Genomic DNA, 18423 nt, shown 5'->3' with positions numbered 1-18423 from the left:
CATTTTTTTAAACATAACTGTATGTAATAAGCTGTGAACCTATCCATTTTCTCTTTCTTCGTATAAAATAAGAAGAGTCTACAATAGTTGAAGGAGAGAAAGACCTTATGACCAAAGTCATTGAAGCTGATAGGGGTTTTAAAGTTTGGTGGCATTTAACGCGCCCACATACTTTAACCGCTTCATTCGTTCCAGTATTTTTAGGAACAGCAATTGCTCTAGCAATTGAAAAAGAAACAATTAATTTTGGACTATTTTTTGCGATGCTGATAGCTAGTATGCTAATTCAAGCAGCAACGAATATGTTCAACGAATATTATGATTACAAGCTAGGATTAGATAATGAACATTCTGTCGGCATTGGCGGCACAATTGTCCGTCACGGTGTACAGCCGAGAACAATTATGTTGATTGCTTTAAGCTTTTATGCACTAGCCATGCTTCTTGGCATTTATATTTGTGCCTCAACTTCTTGGTGGCTTGCTGCAGTTGGACTAGTTTGCATGCTGATTGGTTTTCTATATACAGGAGGACCTTATCCTATCGCATATTCGCCATTTGGAGAGCTTGTTTCAGGGGCCGTCATGGGTATGGGTATTGTCTTAATTGCCTTTTTTATTCAAACACGTACTGTAACATTGGATGCGGTTTTACTCTCTGTTCCGAGTATGATTTTAGTAGGTGGCATTATGCTATCTAATAATATTCGTGATATTGTTGGCGATACAGAAGGTGGACGGAAAACGCTTGCCATCTTAGTAGGTCGTGACCGTGCTATTTCTGTACTATCTGGCTTTTTTATCGTTTCCTACCTATGGGTAATTGCATTAGTAGCAATTGACGGTATTACTTTTTGGGCGCTTATTATTTTCCTAAGTATTCCGAAGCCGCTACGTGCTATCCAAATTTTCCGCGATAAAAAAGAAGCCAAGGAAGTAATGCCAGCGATGAAATATACAGCGCAAACAAATACATTCTTCGGTTTCCTATTAGGACTCGGATTATTAGTGAATTATTTCTTTTATTAATATGCACAAATAGTGACGACTGCAATTGATTTCCGCTGCGTGTGGACGCTTTCCGCGGGCACACACGTAAGCCGCAACCCTTGCTAGCGCGCGGTTTGTTGCGTCTTACGTGCTGTGCATTCCCGCAGGAGTCGCCGCCCTCCGCTCCAATCAACTAAATAAAGTGATTATGCGGAACATGGAAAATGTAGAAGATGCAACATGACAAGCTACTTAAAAGAGATGATACGCTTGAAGAGTATATTCACTTTGTTAGCAAAATGCCATTTCCAAATAATAAAAATGACAAAAGGCTCAAGAGCGAAATTCTTTTTCCTTTTGTCAAAACTCTAAAGCAACAACCTTATTTGGTTGCTGCTTTTTTTATATATTGTCTAAAATTATTGTGCGCTATTCCACGAACTTCTTCATCTGTAAAATGCTCTCGTAGTTGCTCCAATAAATTTTGCGCCTCACCTGCATGCGCTAGGCCTTTAACTGTTACATTGATGCCATCAAAATCAGATCCTACTCCGAGATGGTCAATCCCAACAATACTCGCCAGATGCTTTACATGCGCAATTAAATCATCCATTGTTGCATTGTCACCAATAAATTTTGGGAAGTAGACTACATGTATATGACCCCCATGCTCTATAAGTGCCTTTGCTTGTTGATCTGTTAAATTACGTGGATGGTCACAAATCGCACGTGCATTGCTATGACTTGCGACAAGATGTTTTGCCAGCGGCAGCAAATCCCAGAACCCTTGCTCGTTTAAGTGGGATACATCAATAATAATATCCCGCGCATTTAGCATATTGACAACCTCTTTACCGAAAGGTTTTAACCCTAGACTAGCATCCTGCTCTGCGCCATAGGCTACAGCATTTTCTTCATTCCATGTAAGTCCTACTAACTTTACACCTGCATCCAAAATTGCTGAAAGCTTTGTCATATCATCGCCAATTGCGCTACAGCCTTCTAAACTTAGAATAGCACCAATTTCATGAGGCGCTAAAGTATCTAGTTGTGACCATTCCGTAATATGCACCATGCCTTCAGTTTGTAATACTTGTGTATGAAAGGCTTCAATTTGACGCATGACCTCTAAAAATTGCATATTTTGTGGTGTTGCAGGGTCGATAAAAATAGCGAATACCTGCGCCTTTACTTGCCCTAATTGTAATCTTTCTTTACTTGCATGTAATCGTACATCATCCGCAAATTTTGGCGCATCTAGCGTTGTTAGCTTATACAATACATCACAATGTAAATCAATTATTTCCATGTTATCACCCCATAAAGCTATTATACTGTTCAAGGGAATAATTAGGAAGAAATGCTCGTATTTTTTACATTTTATCTGATGGCGTATCTGACGAACCAAATTCCTCAAGCTCTTCGAAATCATCAGATTTTGGTAAGGATGATAGTACATCCTCTTCTACTGGTCGTATTTGTTCCTCTCGTTGCTCCGCATGCTCTACACATGTCAATGCATGGGGCATCGCTTCTAATCGACCTAGCGGAATTTCTTCCCCACATTCTGCGCACTTGCCGTACGTTCCATCTTCAATAGCTTGCAGGGCGTTTTTGATTTCCTCCGCATGGTCACTACGATGCTCATCAATAGCCATTTCTGTAAGCTGATCAGTTAAATCACTCGCATTATCAGCTGGATGATTATCATAATTGGAGAGCTCTGTTGCCTGTGGTCGCTCTGATTCCTCTAGCTGCTGCTCTATTTCCTGTAATTCCTGCTGCAATTGTTTTTTAAACTTTTCTATCATTTGTTGTTCCATGAAAATCTCCTCCTCATACATTCATTTTTTCCTAAATACTTATTTCTAAAACATCAGTATGAGAAGGATTCCTTTAGTTTTGTGTATATTCTCTAATTACATCATGCAGAAATTGAGTAGCCCCAACAGATACATGCTTATCGTAATAAGCTGTAAAGCGGTCATCTGCTACATACATTTGTGCTAAACCAGCATGTGCTTCCTTTGTATATTGCGGCCACGAAAAGCTCAACCAGCGTTTATGAAGCTCTGCAACTTCCATTGAAACATCATTTTTCGCATCTCCTATTGCCATCGCCTCTTTTAATCGTTCAAATAATTGCTGTTCTAATTGTTGCATTGCTTTATACTGCTCCTCTGTTAAATTTCTAAATTTTGCATTCGATGCATCAACTGTTTCTTGACCATAGTTTGCACGAATTTCTTGACCATATTGCTTTTCATTTTCCTCAATTAGCTGCTCTTTAAAGCCTTCAAATTTCTCTTCGTTCGTCATTGGACGTTCCCCCTCAATCGATTGAATTGTTTGTTCCACTGTTTTTAATAATTGATCTAGCTGTTTTTTTCGTTGTAGTAAAGCATCACGATGTGTTTTTAATGCAGCAGTATGTTGAAAATCAGGTGCATGAATAATGTTGTGAATCGTCACTAGTTTCATATCGAGTGCTCTATAAAACAAAATTTGCTGAAGTATATCGACTTCATGTTGACCATAAAAGCGATAGCCTGCCTCGTTCGTTCTTGCTGGTTTTAGCAAGTCGATTTCATCATAGTAGCGTAACGTTCTCGTACTGACCCCAGACAATTTGGCAAGTTGCTGAATCGTATATTCCATTGCTCTCACCTCCATATTCATACTGTAAACCTTGACGTAGCGTTAAGGTCAAGGGCTATTTAAATAAAAAAAAGGCTGTGGCCACTTTACTACCTGCCACAGCGCTTATCATCAATCCCCCGCACTTAGATAATATTGATACTTATTCATATCCATTTTATGTTTTAAATTTTTTTGAAAAAATGGTTGGTTACTCGCTGTAATTGGAAAGACCCCGACAACTGGATGAATAGTGGAAAGATGCAATATTTCCCTATATTTCTCTAATGAAATGTCTGTTAGTATTTCCTCACCTACTACGGTATCTTCATGAATTGGCGTCCACATGATCATTCTTTCGATGCTCTCTTCACGAATATAAAATGGAGAAATCATTTCTTCTACAAATAAATGATGTTCCCGAGCAAATTGTAATGGTTCCTCTTGATAATGATTTGTTCCAATAAACATATAATAGTCATCTCCAAAATGGACAAAAAAATCTGCAGCGATGAAATGACAAAATAGAAAACCCCGTAACACCATTTTTGCAATGAGAGGAATTTGATCAATCGTTACCTCTTGATCATCTTTTAAGTGAAGATTGTCAAATTTTTCATCATACAATTGGTTATACAAAGCAGATTCTAACCCTACATCAATATAAGTCGTGTTAATCATTGTTAATGATTTTATATCATTGACATGTAAAAACTTCATGATTGTAGCAATATAGGCAGTTTCGACCTCTATATATTTTTCTACTGTAAAGGTTTCACCATCGATTGTCTTCCCAATGTGAGATGGACTTGTCCATTCCACCTCCTTCGTGTAATGCCCCTCATTATTTCGGAAGTCAGGATTATATTTCGTTATTCGCCATTGGTATTTTATGTGGTTACTCAATAATATCACCTCTTTATTTATTTTATTTTATGAATAAATGTAAAAATAATTTGCAAGAATTAATATAAAAAAGCATCTCAATCAACAAAGAGATGCTCACTTGTACTATTTTGCATACTTACCATGCCACACAATATTTCGATAGTTTTCTACGTCCGTGTCTCCCTCTGTATTCACAAAGAGTATATTTGATTGTGCATTTAGCTGTAATGTCGCCTTTAATTCTGCATAATCCTCATTCGTCATTAACTCATAAAAACATCCGAACGGTGCTGCACCTGATTCGCCTGCAACAATGCGATGATCCGAACCAAGTGGATTTGCTAACACACGCATGCCCGTAGCAGCTGTCGTTTCATCACAGCAAATACTTACTTTCGTATACGCTTTTAAAATATCCCAGGCCAAAGGATTTGGCTCTCCACACGCTAGCCCTGCCATAATTGTTTGCATTTCTCCACCGACAGTAACAAAATGGTCAGTGCCAAGTTTAAAGCTCTCATAAAAGCAGTTCGCTACATCTGGCTCTACCAACACAAATGTTATCTTCCGTCCATAAAATTGTTGGAGAAAAGCGACGATTGCTCCAGCAAATGAACCTACTCCTGCCTGTAAAAATACATGTGTCGGTGCTTCTTCTAATTGGTCGACTATTTCTTTTGCTAATGTTGTATAGCCTTGCATAATCCATAAAGGAATTTCTTCGTATCCTTCCCACATCGTATCCTGTATAATAACCCAGCCATTGCTATCTGCAAGCTGTGACGTATAACGCACGGTATCATCATAATTCATTGTCGTGATTTCTGCGTATGCCCCTTCGTTCTTAATATTTTGCAAACGCTCTTCCGCGCTGCCAGCTGGCATATAAATCCGTGCTTTACATCCTAGTTCTCTAGCAGCCCATGCAACCCCTCGTCCATGATTGCCATCTGTTGTTGAAATAAAGGTTAAATTGCCTAGTTGTTCTTTTACATCAGGCGACTTTAATTGTTCGAATGACAGATCATCAATATGTTGACCTAGCAATTTCGCAACATACTGGCCAATTGCATAAATGCCCCCTAAAACCTTAAATGCATTTAAGCCAAATCGAAATGACTCATCTTTCACGAAAATTTTATTGACCTCTAAATGGGATGCTAAAAAATCTAAACTACGTAAAGGTGTCTGTTTAAAACCTTCATATGTACGATGAAATCGTTCCACACGATTCACCTGTTCCGCTGTAAAACTTTGTAGTGCATGTTCTAATCGCTCTATGTTTTCCTGTAAATGAAATTGTTGATTGTCTATCCATTTCAAGTTATGGCTCATCCTTATCCCCCTCTATTTTAGCGTTCATTACTATATTACCTGAAAATTCAATTAAAAAGAATAATAGTATGTACTATAGTAGATACTATTCTATATAAGTCGTAAAATTTCGCTTTATTTATTAGCTATCTTTCACTCTAACAAAAAAAACGCAGTAAATGTGATAATCACATTTACTGCGTTTTAGTATGACCCCTACGGGATTCGAACCCGTGTTACCGCCGTGAAAGGGCGGTGTCTTAACCGCTTGACCAAGGGGCCAATGGCGGAGAAGGAGGGATTTGAACCCTCGCGCCGGTTACCCGACCTACACCCTTAGCAGGGGCGCCTCTTCAGCCTCTTGAGTACTTCCCCACAAATAAAAAATGGCTCCGAAGGCAGGACTCGAACCTGCGACAACCTGATTAACAGTCAGGTGCTACTACCAACTGAGCTACTTCGGAATAATGGTGGGCCTAAATGGACTCGAACCATCGACCTCACGCTTATCAGGCGTGCGCTCTAACCAGCTGAGCTATAGGCCCATTTGGAGCGGGTGATGAGAATCGAACTCACGACATCAGCTTGGAAGGCTGAGGTTTTACCATTAAACTACACCCGCGTATATGGTGGGTCAGGACGGAATCGAACCGCCGACACTTAGAGCTTCAATCTAATGCTCTACCAACTGAGCTACTGACCCATATACTTCTTACTAAGCTATCAACTTATTTAAAAAATGGCGGTCCCGACCGGGATCGAACCGGCGATCTCCTGCGTGACAGGCAGGCATGTTAACCGCTACACCACGGGACCATTTGGTTGCGGGGGCCGGATTTGAACCAACGACCTTCGGGTTATGAGCCCGACGAGCTACCACTGCTCCACCCCGCGAAAATACTATTTATTATATCGAGTTGTTAGCACACCATTTACTAAATAAAAACTGGAGGAGGTAGAGGGATTCGAACCCCCGCGCGGTGTTACCCGCCTGTCGGTTTTCAAGACCGATCCCTTCAGCCAGACTTGGGTATACCTCCGTAGTATATAAATGGTGGACCTTGCAGGACTCGAACCTGCGACCGGACGGTTATGAGCCGTCTGCTCTAACCAACTGAGCTAAAGGTCCTTTAAGATGGCGGCGGAGGGAGTCGAACCCACGACCTTTCGGGTATGAACCGAATGCTCTAGCCAGCTGAGCTACACCGCCAGGATCTTTATACTGGTTATAAATTATGGTGGAGCCTAGCGGGATCGAACCGCTGACCTCCTGCGTGCAAGGCAGGCGCTCTCCCAGCTGAGCTAAGGCCCCATAATTATATCTGTTAGGAAATGGTCGGGAAGACAGGATTCGAACCTGCGACCCCTTGGTCCCAAACCAAGTGCTCTACCAAGCTGAGCTACTTCCCGTTCATTTATTGGCGCGCCCGGCAGGAGTCGAACCCACAACCTTCTGATCCGTAGTCAGACGCTCTATCCAATTGAGCTACGGGCGCTTACTATTTAAAAAATGGTGCCGAGGGCCGGAATCGAACCGGCACGGTAGTCACCTACCGCAGGATTTTAAGTCCTGTGCGTCTGCCAGTTCCGCCACCCCGGCACATTTGGAGCGGAAGACGAGGTTCGAACTCGCGACCCCCACCTTGGCAAGGTGGTGTTCTACCACTGAACTACTTCCGCATGTGCATAAGATTATTTATCCTGGCAATTATGAAATTAAAAATAAATGGTGCGGGTGAAGGGAGTCGAACCCCCACGCCTCGCGGCGCTAGATCCTAAGTCTAGTGCGTCTGCCAATTCCGCCACACCCGCATATTATTGTTGGCAATTATAAAAATGGTGAGCCATGAAGGACTCGAACCTTCGACCCTCTGATTAAAAGTCAGATGCTCTACCAACTGAGCTAATGGCTCAAAAAATGGTGCCGGCTATAGGAATCGAACCCACGACCTACTGATTACAAGTCAGTTGCTCTACCTGCTGAGCTAAACCGGCATATGGTGGAGGATGACGGGCTCGAACCGCCGACCCTCTGCTTGTAAGGCAGATGCTCTCCCAGCTGAGCTAATCCTCCTGGGTATTATGCCTAGCGACGTCCTACTCTCACAGGGGGAAGCCCCCAACTACCATCGGCGCTAAAGAGCTTAACTTCCGTGTTCGGTATGGGAACGGGTGTGACCTCTTTGCCATCATCACTAGACTATGTTTGGTTTCTAATTTACTACATATTCATGAAACCTTTATGTATGTCGTTTTGAAGTTGTTTACCTGTCCTTCAAGACAAGAATTATTGTATAACGATTATCAACATATTGCAACCCTTTTTTATAAAAAAAAGAAATTATTACTTTTTGAAGATATTTTTGTTATGTGAGAGAAATTATCGCTCTGCTAATCATTATAGCAATTGTTTTTTCAAAAGAAAACATTTTATTAATAAAAATAAAAACTTTATCGTATAAGCACATAGTAAAAGCATGCTAAAGAAAACTAACAAACAAAACTACTACCCTTTTTGCAGTCTAGCGATACACAACAAGCGCGCATATTACGAATGTGCCTGTGTACAGTTTCCCCAATAGATTTTTATTTGAAACTACTTGGATAGATATTAGATAAAAACTTTAATATTCTACCCTTCAATGTATTTCCTAATCATATTTAAGAAAAGCCTTTGATTTTCACTGAAAGTGGGGACTCTAAGTGAAAATCTAAAGCTTTTTTATAAAATATTTTACTAACATTTATATTTCCGTTTAGTATTTTACAAAAACATTAGTAAGAGCAGCAACTAACTGATCAATTTCTTCAAATGATGTTGTTGGTCCAAAGGAAATTCTAAAAAATTGGCGTGCCTCCTCCATCGTATAGCCCATTGATAAAATTGCCTTTGTACCAGACTCACTGTGAATATCACAAGCACTCCCCGTTGAAATACAAATACCTGCTTCGTTTAATTTTAACAACACATATTGCCCCTCTACTTTTTCCATTATCAAGCCGCATATACTAGGCAGTTGATTGTTACATTCAATCAACTGACAAGTTGACGGTAAATTGTTTCGTAAATATTGGCGCAGTAATTCATAATGTTGACGCTCATATTGATAGTTTTCAATAGCTGTCGCAAATGCAACAATGGCAGGTGTATCTAATGTTCCTCCTCGTAAACCTCGTTCATGCGTTACACCAGGCGTTAATGCTGGAACTCGAATTTTCGGATTGATAAAAATAGCCCCACATCCTTTTGGTCCTCCTATTTTATGGGCTGAAACCGTTATCGCATCTACATTTGCACTAAATGAATATGTTGCTAGTTTACTAAATGACTGCACACAATCCACATGAAAAAATATATTTGCATTATTTGCTATTTCGACGATTTCCTCTACAGGTTGGATGGAACCTATTTCGGAATTTACATGCTGAATCGTTATTAATGCTGTATCTTCCCTTATTGCTTTTCGAACTTGTTCTACATCAATACACCCATTTAGCTGTAAAGGTAATTTCGTGATGGCAAACCCCATTTTTTCAAGTGTATTTAATGCTGCATGAACTGATGTATGTTCAGCCTGGGATGAAATAATATGCTTACCCTGTTTTGCAGCTAAAGCTAGTGACAAAATTGATAGTATATTTCCCTCTGTGCCGCTCCCAGTAAAAATTATCCCATTCCGTTCAACGCCGAGAGTTTTGGCTAGTACAGTTCTTGCCTGCTCCACAAAATAATTTGCTTGTCCTCCTAAATCGTGTAAGCTCGCACTATTTCCATAATAACGTTTTGCTACATCACAATAAGCCTGAAGTGCGTTACTGGACATTGGAGATGTTGCTGCATAATCCATATAAATCATCTAATTCTCCCTTTCTAGTCATCAAGTCTTGTTTTCCTTTTTATTTTATGTAAAGATATGTGTCAAGACAACTGTAAAGAAGGTATTGCTATGGATGTAAAGACAGACATACTTATTATTGGTAGCGGCATTGCGTCACTTCAAGCTGCACGACTACTCGGACAATATTTTCAAGTACAGATTGTTACAAAATCCTCAGTTAAAATGAGTAGCTCTTATCGTGCACAAGGAGGAATAGCTGCTGTTACTAGTCCAGAAGATCATACTAGTTTTCATATTGCTGATACACTGACGGCAGGTGAACACCATCATGAAAACAAATTCGTTGATGTACTAATAAACGATGGAATGACGATTATACAGCAACTGCTATTAGAGGGTTTACCTATCGATCGGCAAGAAAATGGCGAACCTGCTCTAGGCTTAGAAGGAGCACATAGCCATCAACGAATTATACATGCTGGTGGTGATAGGACGGGCCAAGTGCTAATTGATTATTTGCTTCAGCATCTATCTTCAAACGTTCACATTAATAGCAATGAGATGGCTTATGACTTGTTACTGAATACGGATCGTGCTTGTATTGGCGTACTAGCAAAAAGTGAAAAAGAAATAAAACGTTACTTTGCTCATCACGTCATTCTGGCTTCAGGTGGTGCAGGTGCTCTCTACTCAAACACTTCGAACTTTGCCACGAATACTGGAGACGGCATTGCATTAGCTTACCGTGCTGGCGCTGCTATCAGTGACATGGAATTTATGCAATTTCATCCAAGTCTATTATGGTGTAATGGTGAAGCTAAAGGATTGGTTTCTGAAGCTGTTCGGGGAGCAGGAGGAATTTTTGTTAATGCAGGGCGTCAACCAATTATGGAAGGTGTGCATCCATTGCTCGATTTAGCTCCGCGCCATATTACAGCACACACATTATATACTAAACGCGCCTCAGGGCACGAAACATTTATTGATATTTCAAACATTCAGGGATTTGAAGTTAAATTCCCTACAATTACAAAACTTTGTATTGGAAACGGTATAGATATACAAGACGGCCTAATTCCTGTAGCTCCAGGCGCCCATTTTTTAATGGGTGGTGTGATTGCGGATGATAAGGGAAGAACCTCGATTTCTCATCTCTATGCTGTTGGTGAGGTAGCATGTACAGGAGTTCATGGTGCAAACCGTTTAGCGAGCAATTCATTACTCGAAGGCATAACATTTGGTCATAAAATGGCTCAATTTATTATAAAAGCAGGTTGTAAGCAAACTAATTTCACACCTGCTGTTGTTAATGATTATCAATCAATGCCAGCATTATTCACAAAGGAAAACTTACAACAAACAATGATGCGCTCATTAGGCATTGTCCGAGACCCTTTCGATATGCAGCTTTTGAAAGAACAACTACCTTCATTACAAAATCTACGTCAAGTAAAAGTAATGGACTTAAATCAACAGCAACTCGAACTTTACATGATGCATATTGTTGCATCATTGATGCTCCATGCAGCTATCATGCGAACAGAAACACGCGGTGCACACATTCGGAATGATAAACCTAACAGTGAAGCAAAGTGGGCACAGCGCTGGATTATTTTTCAACAAGGACAAATGAAAGTGAGGAATTCATTGTATGAATATCATCAAACTCGAGGAAATGCTCAAGCAATTTTTTAATGAAGATATAGGAGATGGAGATTTATCAAGTGAACTAATCTTTTCAATCGACCAAATAGGCTCCTTTTCCTTTTATGCAAAAGACAGCGGTATTTTTTGTGGAACGCCTATTATCGAACATGGATTTCGTTTACTTGATCCTTCGATGCATATAACTATGCATAAAAATGATGGGGATGCTGTGAATTACGGAGATGTCCTTGCTGTTATTAAAGGACCTCTACAAAAATTATTATTAGGTGAACGAGTCATTTTGAATCTTATTCAACGCATGTCTGCTATCGCTACAGCAGCCAACTTAGCTGTTCGTGAAACTGTAGGAACCTCTGCGAAAATTTGTGATACACGCAAAACCATTCCAGGATTACGTATGCTCGACAAATATGCGGTACGAGTAGGAGGTGCCTATAATCACCGAAGTGGCTTATACGATGCAATTATGCTCAAGGATAATCATATTGCCTTTGCAGGAAGTATTACCAAAGCTGTACAAACTGCTCGCAAGAAAATTGGGCACACGGTAAAAATCGAAGTCGAGATTGAAACGAAGGCACAATTAGAAGAAGCTATATTAGCAGGGGCTGACATTATTATGTTCGATAATCGTACACCTGAAGAAATACATGCTTGGCTTCCAATCGTTCCAGCACATATCGCTACTGAAGCTTCTGGTGGCATTACATTAGAAAACCTCAATGCTTATGCAAAGTCAGGCATTCAATGGATATCATTAGGTGCATTAACTCATTCCGTAAAAACTTTTGATATTAGTGCACTTGTACAAATGAAAGGAGAGCATACACTTGTCCATCACTAGTTTACTACAACAAACCTCATTACTTCCTGAGCATTACCGAACATTATCAACAATCGAAATGGAATCTCGTATTCGAACTATAAAAAAGAAGCTTGGTAAGACACTCTTTATACCTGGCCATCACTATCAAAAAGATGAAGTAATACAATTTGCTGATGCTACAGGGGATTCCTTACAGCTTGCTCAAATATCCGCTGCTAATAAAGAAGCCGAGCATATCGTTTTTTGTGGTGTGCATTTTATGGCAGAGACAGCCGATATGCTTACTATGGAGAAGCAACATGTCTACCTACCTGATATGCGTGCAGGGTGTTCGATGGCTGATATGGCAGATATTTATCAAACTGAACAAGCTTGGCCAATTCTACAGCAACTTTTCGGCAATACAATTTTGCCGTTAACATATGTTAATTCTACTGCCGCGATTAAAGCATTTACTGGACGTCACGGCGGTGCTTGTGTAACCTCTTCTAATGCTAAAGAAATGGTAAAATGGGCATTTACACAAAAACAGCGTATATTATTTTTACCAGATCAGCATTTAGGAAGAAATACAGCGTTCGACTTAGGTGTGCCACTCGAAAATATGGCCGTATGGAATCCACATACGAATACGCTTGAAACAGATCAATCGCCAGAAAATATTCAAGTAATATTGTGGAAAGGACACTGTTCGGTACATGAAGGCTTTACAGTGCAACATACAGCAATGGTTCGTCAATCACATCCAAATATGCGTATTATCGTTCATCCTGAATGTAGCCGTGAAGTTGTCGCAGCTGCAGATGATGCAGGCTCTACAAAATATATCCTTGATACGATTAATAATGCTTCAAGCGGATCAGCGTGGGCAATTGGCACAGAAATGAATTTAGTAAACCGAATTATTCAACAACATCCTGATAAACATATTATTTCTTTAAACGAAAACTTTTGCCCTTGTCTTACAATGAATCGCATTGACCTTCCACATTTACTGTGGTCACTTGAGAGCATTGTTCAGGGCAAGCCCCATAACCGTATCCAAGTAGATGCGTCAACGGCAAAGGAAGCTCGTAGCTCACTTGAAAGAATGCTATCACGTGCATAAGCGAAAAAATCGTCTACCTATTTATTGGTAGACGATTTTTCCTATTTCTCCTAATAAAAAAAGCACAGTCGATGTATTTGTTCACATCGACTGTGCTTTAGTATGACCCCTACGGGATTCGAACCCGTGTTACCGCCGTGAAAGGGCGGTGTCTTAACCGCTTGACCAAGGGGCCAATGGCGGAGAAGGAGGGATTTGAACCCTCGCGCCGGTTACCCGACCTACACCCTTAGCAGGGGCGCCTCTTCAGCCTCTTGAGTACTTCCCCACAAATAAAAAATGGCTCCGAAGGCAGGACTCGAACCTGCGACAACCTGATTAACAGTCAGGTGCTACTACCAACTGAGCTACTTCGGAATAATGGTGGGCCTAAATGGACTCGAACCATCGACCTCACGCTTATCAGGCGTGCGCTCTAACCAGCTGAGCTATAGGCCCATTTGGAGCGGGTGATGAGAATCGAACTCACGACATCAGCTTGGAAGGCTGAGGTTTTACCATTAAACTACACCCGCGTATATGGTGGGTCAGGACGGAATCGAACCGCCGACACTTAGAGCTTCAATCTAATGCTCTACCAACTGAGCTACTGACCCATATACTTCTTACTAAGTTATCAACTTATTTAAAAAATGGCGGTCCCGACCGGGATCGAACCGGCGATCTCCTGCGTGACAGGCAGGCATGTTAACCGCTACACCACGGGACCATTTGGTTGCGGGGGCCGGATTTGAACCAACGACCTTCGGGTTATGAGCCCGACGAGCTACCACTGCTCCACCCCGCGAAAATACTATTTATTATATCGAGTTGTTAGCACACCATTTACTAAATAAAAACTGGAGGAGGTAGAGGGATTCGAACCCCCGCGCGGTGTTACCCGCCTGTCGGTTTTCAAGACCGATCCCTTCAGCCAGACTTGGGTATACCTCCGTAGTATATAAATGGTGGACCTTGCAGGACTCGAACCTGCGACCGGACGGTTATGAGCCGTCTGCTCTAACCAACTGAGCTAAAGGTCCTTTAAGATGGCGGCGGAGGGAGTCGAACCCACGACCTTTCGGGTATGAACCGAATGCTCTAGCCAGCTGAGCTACACCGCCAGGATCTTTATACTGGTTATAAATTATGGTGGAGCCTAGCGGGATCGAACCGCTGACCTCCTGCGTGCAAGGCAGGCGCTCTCCCAGCTGAGCTAAGGCCCCATAATTATATGTGTTAGGAAATGGTCGGGAAGACAGGATTCGAACCTGCGACCCCTTGGTCCCAAACCAAGTGCTCTACCAAGCTGAGCTACTTCCCGTTCATTTATTGGCGCGCCCGGCAGGAGTCGAACCCACAACCTTCTGATCCGTAGTCAGACGCTCTATCCAATTGAGCTACGGGCGCTTACTATTTAAAAAATGGTGCCGAGGGCCGGAATCGAACCGGCACGGTAGTCACCTACCGCAGGATTTTAAGTCCTGTGCGTCTGCCAGTTCCGCCACCCCGGCACATTTGGAGCGGAAGACGAGGTTCGAACTCGCGACCCCCACCTTGGCAAGGTGGTGTTCTACCACTGAACTACTTCCGCATGTGCATAAGATTATTTATCCTGGCAATTATGAAATTAAAAATAAATGGTGCGGGTGAAGGGAGTCGAACCCCCACGCCTCGCGGCGCTAGATCCTAAGTCTAGTGCGTCTGCCAATTCCGCCACACCCGCATATTATTGTTGGCAATTATAAAAATGGTGAGCCATGAAGGACTCGAACCTTCGACCCTCTGATTAAAAGTCAGATGCTCTACCAACTGAGCTAATGGCTCAAAAAAATGGTGCCGGCTATAGGAATCGAACCCACGACCTACTGATTACAAGTCAGTTGCTCTACCTGCTGAGCTAAACCGGCATATGGTGGAGGATGACGGGCTCGAACCGCCGACCCTCTGCTTGTAAGGCAGATGCTCTCCCAGCTGAGCTAATCCTCCTGGGTATTATGCCTAGCGACGTCCTACTCTCACAGGGGGAAGCCCCCAACTACCATCGGCGCTAAAGAGCTTAACTTCCGTGTTCGGTATGGGAACGGGTGTGACCTCTTTGCCATCATCACTAGACTATTTACGGCTTTCAATATACATCGTATCTTGAAACCCTTAGGTTGAAAGTGTTATTCTTTCAAAACTGGATAAACGGTTCATTGAATGTTTCAAACTTTTTTGGTTAAGTCCTCGATCGATTAGTATTCGTCAGCTCCATGTGTCACCACACTTCCACCTCGAACCTATCTACCTCATCGTCTTTGAGGGATCTTACTTACTTGCGTAATGGGAAATCTCATCTTGAGGGGGGCTTCATGCTTAGATGCTTTCAGCACTTATCCCGTCCACACATAGCTACCCAGCGATGCCTTTGGCAAGACAACTGGTACACCAGCGGTGTGTCCATCCCGGTCCTCTCGTACTAAGGACAGCTCCTCTCAAATTTCCTACGCCCACGACGGATAGGGACCGAACTGTCTCACGACGTTCTGAACCCAGCTCGCGTACCGCTTTAATGGGCGAACAGCCCAACCCTTGGGACCGACTACAGCCCCAGGATGCGATGAGCCGACATCGAGGTGCCAAACCTCCCCGTCGATGTGGACTCTTGGGGGAGATAAGCCTGTTATCCCCGGGGTAGCTTTTATCCGTTGAGCGATGGCCCTTCCATGCGGAACCACCGGATCACTAAGCCCGTCTTTCGACCCTGCTCGACTTGTAGGTCTCGCAGTCAAGCTCCCTTGTGCCTTTACACTCTACGAATGATTTCCAACCATTCTGAGGGAACCTTTGGGCGCCTCCGTTACCTTTTAGGAGGCGACCGCCCCAGTCAAACTGTCCGCCTGACACTGTCTCCTGCCCCGCTAAGGGGCATGGGTTAGAATTTCAATACAACCAGGGTAGTATCCCACCGACGCCTCCTTCGAAGCTGGCGCTCCGAGATCTCTGGCTCCTACCTATCCTGTACAAGTTGTACCAAAATTCAATATCAGGCTACAGTAAAGCTCCACGGGGTCTTTCCGTCCTGTCGCGGGTAACCTGCATCTTCACAGGTACTATAATTTCACCGAGTCTCTCGTTGAGACAGTGCCCAGATCGTTACGCCTTTCGTGCGGGTCGGAACTTACCCGACAAGGAATTTCGCTACCTTAGGACCGTTATAGTTACGGCCGCCGTTTACTGGGGCTTCAATTCGCAGCTTCGCTTGCGCTAACCACTCCTCTTAACCTTCCAGCACCGGGCAGGCGTCAGCCCCTATACGTCACCTTACGGTTTTGCAGAGACCTGTGTTTTTGCTAAACAGTCGCCTGGGCCTATTCACTGCGGCTCTCGTGCGCTTGCACGCTCAAGAGCACCCCTTCTCCCGAAGTTACGGGGTCATTTTGCCGAGTTCCTTAACGAGAGTTCTCTCGCACACCTTAGGATTCTCTCCTCGACTACCTGTGTCGGTTTGCGGTACGGGCACCTCTCACCTCGATAGAGGCTTTTCTTGGCAGTGTGAAATCAGGAACTTCGTCCATACGGACTCGCCATCACAGCTCAACGTTACAGTGTGCGGATTTGCCTACACACACGCCTTACTGCTTGGACGCGCACAACCAACGGCGCGCTTACCCTATCCTACTGCGTCCCCCCATTTCTCAAACGGTGAGGAGGTGGTACAGGAATATCAACCTGTTGTCCATCGCCTACGCCTATCGGCCTCGGCTTAGGTCCCGACTAACCCTGAGCGGACGAGCCTTCCTCAGGAAACCTTAGTCATACGGTGGACGGGATTCTCACCCGTCTTTCGCTACTCATACCGGCATTCTCACTTCTAAGCGCTCCACCAGTCCTTCCGGTCTGACTTCAACGCACTTAGAACGCTCTCCTACCACTGACATCGTAGATGTCAATCCACAGCTTCGGTGAATCGTTTAGCCCCGATACATTTTCGGCGCAGCGTCACTCGACCAGTGAGCTATTACGCACTCTTTAAATGATGGCTGCTTCTAAGCCAACATCCTGGTTGTCTGTGCAACGCCACATCCTTTTCCACTTAACGATTACTTTGGGACCTTAGCTGGTGGTCTGGGCTGTTTCCCTTTTGACTACGGATCTTATCACTCGCAGTCTGACTCCCGTGTATAAATATCTGGCATTCGGAGTTTGTCTGAATTCGGTAAACCGGGATGGCCCCCTAGTCCAAACAGTGCTCTACCTCCAGTATTCTCATCACGAGGCTAGCCCTAAAGCTATTTCGGAGAGAACCAGCTATCTCCAAGTTCGATTGGAATTTCTCCGCTACCCACACCTCATCCCCGCACTTTTCAACGTGCGTGGGTTCGGGCCTCCAGTAAGTGTTACCTCACCTTCACCCTGGACATGGGTAGATCACCTGGTTTCGGGTCTACGACCACGTACTAATTCGCCCTATTCAGACTCGCTTTCGCTGCGGCTCCGCCTTCTAAAGCTTAACCTCGCACGTAATCGTAACTCGCCGGTTCATTCTACAAAAGGCACGCTATCACCCATTAACGGGCTCTAACTACTTGTAGGCACACGGTTTCAGGATCTCTTTCACTCCCCTTCCGGGGTGCTTTTCACCTTTCCCTCACGGTACTGGTTCACTATCGGTCACTAGGTAGTATTTAGCCTTGGGAGATGGTCCTCCCGGATTCCGACGGAATTTCACGTGTTCCGCCGTACTCAGGATCCACTCTGGAGGGAATAAACTTTCGACTACAGGGCTTTTACCTGCTCTGGCGGACCTTTCCAAGTCGCTTCATCTAACTCATTCCTTTGTAACTCCGTATAGAGTGTCCTACAACCCCAAGAGGCAAGCCTCTTGGTTTGGGCTCTTCCCGTTTCGCTCGCCGCTACTCAGGGAATCGATTTTTCTTTCTCTTCCTCCAGGTACTTAGATGTTTCAGTTCCCTGGGTCTGCCTTCAAGACGCTATGTATTCACGTCAAGATACTACGCGATTAAACGTAGTGGGTTCCCCCATTCGGAAATCTCCGGATCAAAGCTCACTTACAGCTCCCCGAAGCATATCGGTGTTAGTGCCGTCCTTCTTCGGCTCCTAGTGCCAAGGCATTCGCCGTGCGCCCTTAATAACTTAACCTACAGCTTCCGATATACATCGTAATACAGC

At 43.4% G+C, this 18423-nt stretch carries 10 protein-coding genes, 40 tRNA genes and 3 rRNA genes; 4 read left to right on the top strand and 49 right to left on the bottom strand.

Annotated features, from left to right (window positions below):
* Positions 1–107: 107 nt before the first annotated feature.
* On the top strand, positions 108–1028 hold the full coding sequence (locus JNUCC52_RS18950; RefSeq protein WP_173477635.1) for a 1,4-dihydroxy-2-naphthoate polyprenyltransferase: 921 nt from the start codon (positions 108–110) through the stop codon (positions 1026–1028).
* Positions 1029–1371: 343 nt separating this feature from the next.
* Here JNUCC52_RS18950 and JNUCC52_RS18945 read toward each other — a convergent pair whose 3' ends face one another.
* The 27 genes from JNUCC52_RS18945 to JNUCC52_RS18815 all read right to left on the bottom strand — a co-directional run bounded on the left by JNUCC52_RS18945 (position 1372) and on the right by JNUCC52_RS18815 (position 9676).
* A complete protein-coding gene (locus JNUCC52_RS18945; RefSeq protein WP_173477636.1) occupies positions 1372–2298 on the bottom strand; it encodes a dipeptidase in 927 nt (308 codons plus the stop codon).
* A gap of 64 nt (positions 2299–2362) precedes the next feature.
* Complete coding sequence (locus JNUCC52_RS18940) at positions 2363–2812, bottom strand: TraR/DksA C4-type zinc finger protein (protein ID WP_173477637.1); 450 nt, start codon at positions 2810–2812, stop codon at positions 2363–2365.
* Between the two features lie 73 nt (positions 2813–2885).
* Positions 2886–3647, bottom strand: coding sequence for a MerR family transcriptional regulator (locus JNUCC52_RS18935; RefSeq protein ID WP_337980544.1), 762 nt, complete (start codon positions 3645–3647; stop codon positions 2886–2888).
* A gap of 111 nt (positions 3648–3758) precedes the next feature.
* Positions 3759–4532, bottom strand: coding sequence for a DUF7683 domain-containing protein (locus tag JNUCC52_RS18930; RefSeq protein ID WP_337980543.1), 774 nt, complete (start codon positions 4530–4532; stop codon positions 3759–3761).
* Between the two features lie 105 nt (positions 4533–4637).
* Complete coding sequence (locus tag JNUCC52_RS18925; protein ID WP_337980542.1) at positions 4638–5849, bottom strand: diaminopropionate ammonia-lyase; 1212 nt, start codon at positions 5847–5849, stop codon at positions 4638–4640.
* Positions 5850–6038: 189 nt separating this feature from the next.
* Positions 6039–6110: transfer RNA gene (locus tag JNUCC52_RS18920), tRNA-Glu, on the bottom strand.
* Between the two features lie 2 nt (positions 6111–6112).
* Positions 6113–6203 (bottom strand) — tRNA-Ser (locus tag JNUCC52_RS18915).
* Between the two features lie 12 nt (positions 6204–6215).
* A tRNA-Asn gene (locus JNUCC52_RS18910) sits at positions 6216–6292 on the bottom strand.
* A 4-nt stretch (positions 6293–6296) separates the two neighbouring features.
* Positions 6297–6373: transfer RNA gene (locus tag JNUCC52_RS18905), tRNA-Ile, on the bottom strand.
* Positions 6374–6376: 3 nt separating this feature from the next.
* A tRNA-Gly gene (locus tag JNUCC52_RS18900) sits at positions 6377–6450 on the bottom strand.
* 5 nt (positions 6451–6455) lie between these two features.
* Positions 6456–6531 (bottom strand) — tRNA-Phe (locus JNUCC52_RS18895).
* A 37-nt stretch (positions 6532–6568) separates the two neighbouring features.
* Positions 6569–6644: transfer RNA gene (locus JNUCC52_RS18890), tRNA-Asp, on the bottom strand.
* Positions 6645–6647: 3 nt separating this feature from the next.
* Positions 6648–6722: transfer RNA gene (locus tag JNUCC52_RS18885), tRNA-Met, on the bottom strand.
* 53 nt (positions 6723–6775) lie between these two features.
* Positions 6776–6868: transfer RNA gene (locus JNUCC52_RS18880), tRNA-Ser, on the bottom strand.
* Between the two features lie 12 nt (positions 6869–6880).
* Positions 6881–6957: transfer RNA gene (locus JNUCC52_RS18875), tRNA-Ile, on the bottom strand.
* 7 nt (positions 6958–6964) lie between these two features.
* Positions 6965–7038: transfer RNA gene (locus JNUCC52_RS18870), tRNA-Met, on the bottom strand.
* Between the two features lie 26 nt (positions 7039–7064).
* Positions 7065–7140: transfer RNA gene (locus JNUCC52_RS18865), tRNA-Ala, on the bottom strand.
* 21 nt (positions 7141–7161) lie between these two features.
* A tRNA-Pro gene (locus tag JNUCC52_RS18860) sits at positions 7162–7238 on the bottom strand.
* A gap of 9 nt (positions 7239–7247) precedes the next feature.
* Positions 7248–7324 (bottom strand) — tRNA-Arg (locus JNUCC52_RS18855).
* A gap of 15 nt (positions 7325–7339) precedes the next feature.
* A tRNA-Leu gene (locus JNUCC52_RS18850) sits at positions 7340–7428 on the bottom strand.
* Positions 7429–7433: 5 nt separating this feature from the next.
* A tRNA-Gly gene (locus tag JNUCC52_RS18845) sits at positions 7434–7508 on the bottom strand.
* A gap of 47 nt (positions 7509–7555) precedes the next feature.
* Positions 7556–7640 (bottom strand) — tRNA-Leu (locus JNUCC52_RS18840).
* A 25-nt stretch (positions 7641–7665) separates the two neighbouring features.
* A tRNA-Lys gene (locus JNUCC52_RS18835) sits at positions 7666–7741 on the bottom strand.
* Between the two features lie 6 nt (positions 7742–7747).
* A tRNA-Thr gene (locus tag JNUCC52_RS18830) sits at positions 7748–7823 on the bottom strand.
* 3 nt (positions 7824–7826) lie between these two features.
* Positions 7827–7902, bottom strand: a tRNA-Val gene (locus JNUCC52_RS18825).
* Positions 7903–7912: 10 nt separating this feature from the next.
* Positions 7913–8028 (bottom strand): 5S ribosomal RNA (gene rrf / locus JNUCC52_RS18820).
* A 556-nt stretch (positions 8029–8584) separates the two neighbouring features.
* Positions 8585–9676: a cysteine desulfurase family protein gene (locus JNUCC52_RS18815; protein ID WP_337982240.1), complete on the bottom strand. Its 1092-nt coding sequence runs from the start codon at positions 9674–9676 to the stop codon at positions 8585–8587.
* A 99-nt stretch (positions 9677–9775) separates the two neighbouring features.
* On the opposite strand from JNUCC52_RS18815, the gene nadB reads away from it, so the two are divergent.
* The 3 genes from nadB to nadA are packed head-to-tail and all read left to right on the top strand — an operon-like array spanning position 9776 to position 13269.
* Positions 9776–11362 (top strand): L-aspartate oxidase, encoded by a 1587-nt coding sequence (nadB, locus tag JNUCC52_RS18810; protein ID WP_337980541.1) that lies wholly within the window; start codon positions 9776–9778, stop codon positions 11360–11362.
* Positions 11319–12179 carry a carboxylating nicotinate-nucleotide diphosphorylase gene (gene nadC / locus JNUCC52_RS18805; RefSeq protein ID WP_228134147.1) on the top strand — a complete coding sequence of 287 codons (861 nt, stop codon included), beginning with the start codon at positions 11319–11321 and terminating at the stop codon, positions 12177–12179. The genes nadB and nadC overlap by 44 nt, the downstream gene beginning before the upstream one ends.
* The gene (nadA, locus tag JNUCC52_RS18800) at positions 12166–13269 is read left to right on the top strand and encodes a quinolinate synthase NadA (RefSeq protein WP_228134148.1); all 1104 of its coding nucleotides are present in this window, start codon (positions 12166–12168) and stop codon (positions 13267–13269) included. The genes nadC and nadA overlap by 14 nt, the downstream gene beginning before the upstream one ends.
* A gap of 103 nt (positions 13270–13372) precedes the next feature.
* Here the strand turns inward: nadA and JNUCC52_RS18795 are convergent.
* The 22 genes from JNUCC52_RS18795 to JNUCC52_RS18690 form a co-directional block, all read right to left on the bottom strand.
* Positions 13373–13444, bottom strand: a tRNA-Glu gene (locus JNUCC52_RS18795).
* A 2-nt stretch (positions 13445–13446) separates the two neighbouring features.
* Positions 13447–13537 (bottom strand) — tRNA-Ser (locus JNUCC52_RS18790).
* A gap of 12 nt (positions 13538–13549) precedes the next feature.
* Positions 13550–13626 (bottom strand) — tRNA-Asn (locus JNUCC52_RS18785).
* 4 nt (positions 13627–13630) lie between these two features.
* Positions 13631–13707: transfer RNA gene (locus tag JNUCC52_RS18780), tRNA-Ile, on the bottom strand.
* 3 nt (positions 13708–13710) lie between these two features.
* A tRNA-Gly gene (locus tag JNUCC52_RS18775) sits at positions 13711–13784 on the bottom strand.
* 5 nt (positions 13785–13789) lie between these two features.
* Positions 13790–13865, bottom strand: a tRNA-Phe gene (locus tag JNUCC52_RS18770).
* Positions 13866–13902: 37 nt separating this feature from the next.
* Positions 13903–13978 (bottom strand) — tRNA-Asp (locus JNUCC52_RS18765).
* Positions 13979–13981: 3 nt separating this feature from the next.
* Positions 13982–14056, bottom strand: a tRNA-Met gene (locus tag JNUCC52_RS18760).
* Between the two features lie 53 nt (positions 14057–14109).
* Positions 14110–14202: transfer RNA gene (locus JNUCC52_RS18755), tRNA-Ser, on the bottom strand.
* A 12-nt stretch (positions 14203–14214) separates the two neighbouring features.
* Positions 14215–14291 (bottom strand) — tRNA-Ile (locus JNUCC52_RS18750).
* 7 nt (positions 14292–14298) lie between these two features.
* Positions 14299–14372: transfer RNA gene (locus tag JNUCC52_RS18745), tRNA-Met, on the bottom strand.
* A 26-nt stretch (positions 14373–14398) separates the two neighbouring features.
* Positions 14399–14474 (bottom strand) — tRNA-Ala (locus tag JNUCC52_RS18740).
* 21 nt (positions 14475–14495) lie between these two features.
* Positions 14496–14572: transfer RNA gene (locus JNUCC52_RS18735), tRNA-Pro, on the bottom strand.
* A 9-nt stretch (positions 14573–14581) separates the two neighbouring features.
* Positions 14582–14658: transfer RNA gene (locus tag JNUCC52_RS18730), tRNA-Arg, on the bottom strand.
* A 15-nt stretch (positions 14659–14673) separates the two neighbouring features.
* A tRNA-Leu gene (locus JNUCC52_RS18725) sits at positions 14674–14762 on the bottom strand.
* 5 nt (positions 14763–14767) lie between these two features.
* A tRNA-Gly gene (locus JNUCC52_RS18720) sits at positions 14768–14842 on the bottom strand.
* A gap of 47 nt (positions 14843–14889) precedes the next feature.
* A tRNA-Leu gene (locus JNUCC52_RS18715) sits at positions 14890–14974 on the bottom strand.
* Between the two features lie 25 nt (positions 14975–14999).
* Positions 15000–15075 (bottom strand) — tRNA-Lys (locus tag JNUCC52_RS18710).
* 7 nt (positions 15076–15082) lie between these two features.
* Positions 15083–15158: transfer RNA gene (locus JNUCC52_RS18705), tRNA-Thr, on the bottom strand.
* Positions 15159–15161: 3 nt separating this feature from the next.
* Positions 15162–15237 (bottom strand) — tRNA-Val (locus JNUCC52_RS18700).
* Between the two features lie 10 nt (positions 15238–15247).
* Positions 15248–15363 (bottom strand): 5S ribosomal RNA (gene rrf, locus JNUCC52_RS18695).
* 102 nt (positions 15364–15465) lie between these two features.
* Positions 15466–18393: ribosomal RNA gene (locus JNUCC52_RS18690) — 23S ribosomal RNA — on the bottom strand.
* Positions 18394–18423 lie beyond the last annotated feature (30 nt).

Origin of the sequence: Lysinibacillus sp. JNUCC-52 (genome assembly GCF_015999545.1) — a bacterium.
GTDB lineage: Bacteria > Bacillota > Bacilli > Bacillales_A > Planococcaceae > Lysinibacillus.
This window is presented reverse-complemented; position numbering and strand designations above follow the sequence as displayed.

Excerpts from the sequence above, each read along its gene's own strand:
- JNUCC52_RS18925 (WP_337980542.1), bottom strand. The coding sequence starts at position 5,849 with ATGAGCCATAACTTGAAATGGATAGACAATCAACAATTTCATTTACAG.
- JNUCC52_RS18815 (WP_337982240.1), bottom strand. The coding sequence starts at position 9,676 with ATGGATTATGCAGCAACATCTCCAATGTCCAGTAACGCACTTCAGGCT.
- JNUCC52_RS18945 (WP_173477636.1), bottom strand. The coding sequence starts at position 2,298 with ATGGAAATAATTGATTTACATTGTGATGTATTGTATAAGCTAACAACG.
- JNUCC52_RS18935 (WP_337980544.1), bottom strand. The coding sequence starts at position 3,647 with ATGGAATATACGATTCAGCAACTTGCCAAATTGTCTGGGGTCAGTACG.
- JNUCC52_RS18940 (WP_173477637.1), bottom strand. The coding sequence starts at position 2,812 with ATGGAACAACAAATGATAGAAAAGTTTAAAAAACAATTGCAGCAGGAA.
- JNUCC52_RS18950 (WP_173477635.1), top strand. The coding sequence starts at position 108 with ATGACCAAAGTCATTGAAGCTGATAGGGGTTTTAAAGTTTGGTGGCAT.
- nadC (WP_228134147.1), top strand. The coding sequence starts at position 11,319 with ATGAATATCATCAAACTCGAGGAAATGCTCAAGCAATTTTTTAATGAA.
- nadB (WP_337980541.1), top strand. The coding sequence starts at position 9,776 with ATGGATGTAAAGACAGACATACTTATTATTGGTAGCGGCATTGCGTCA.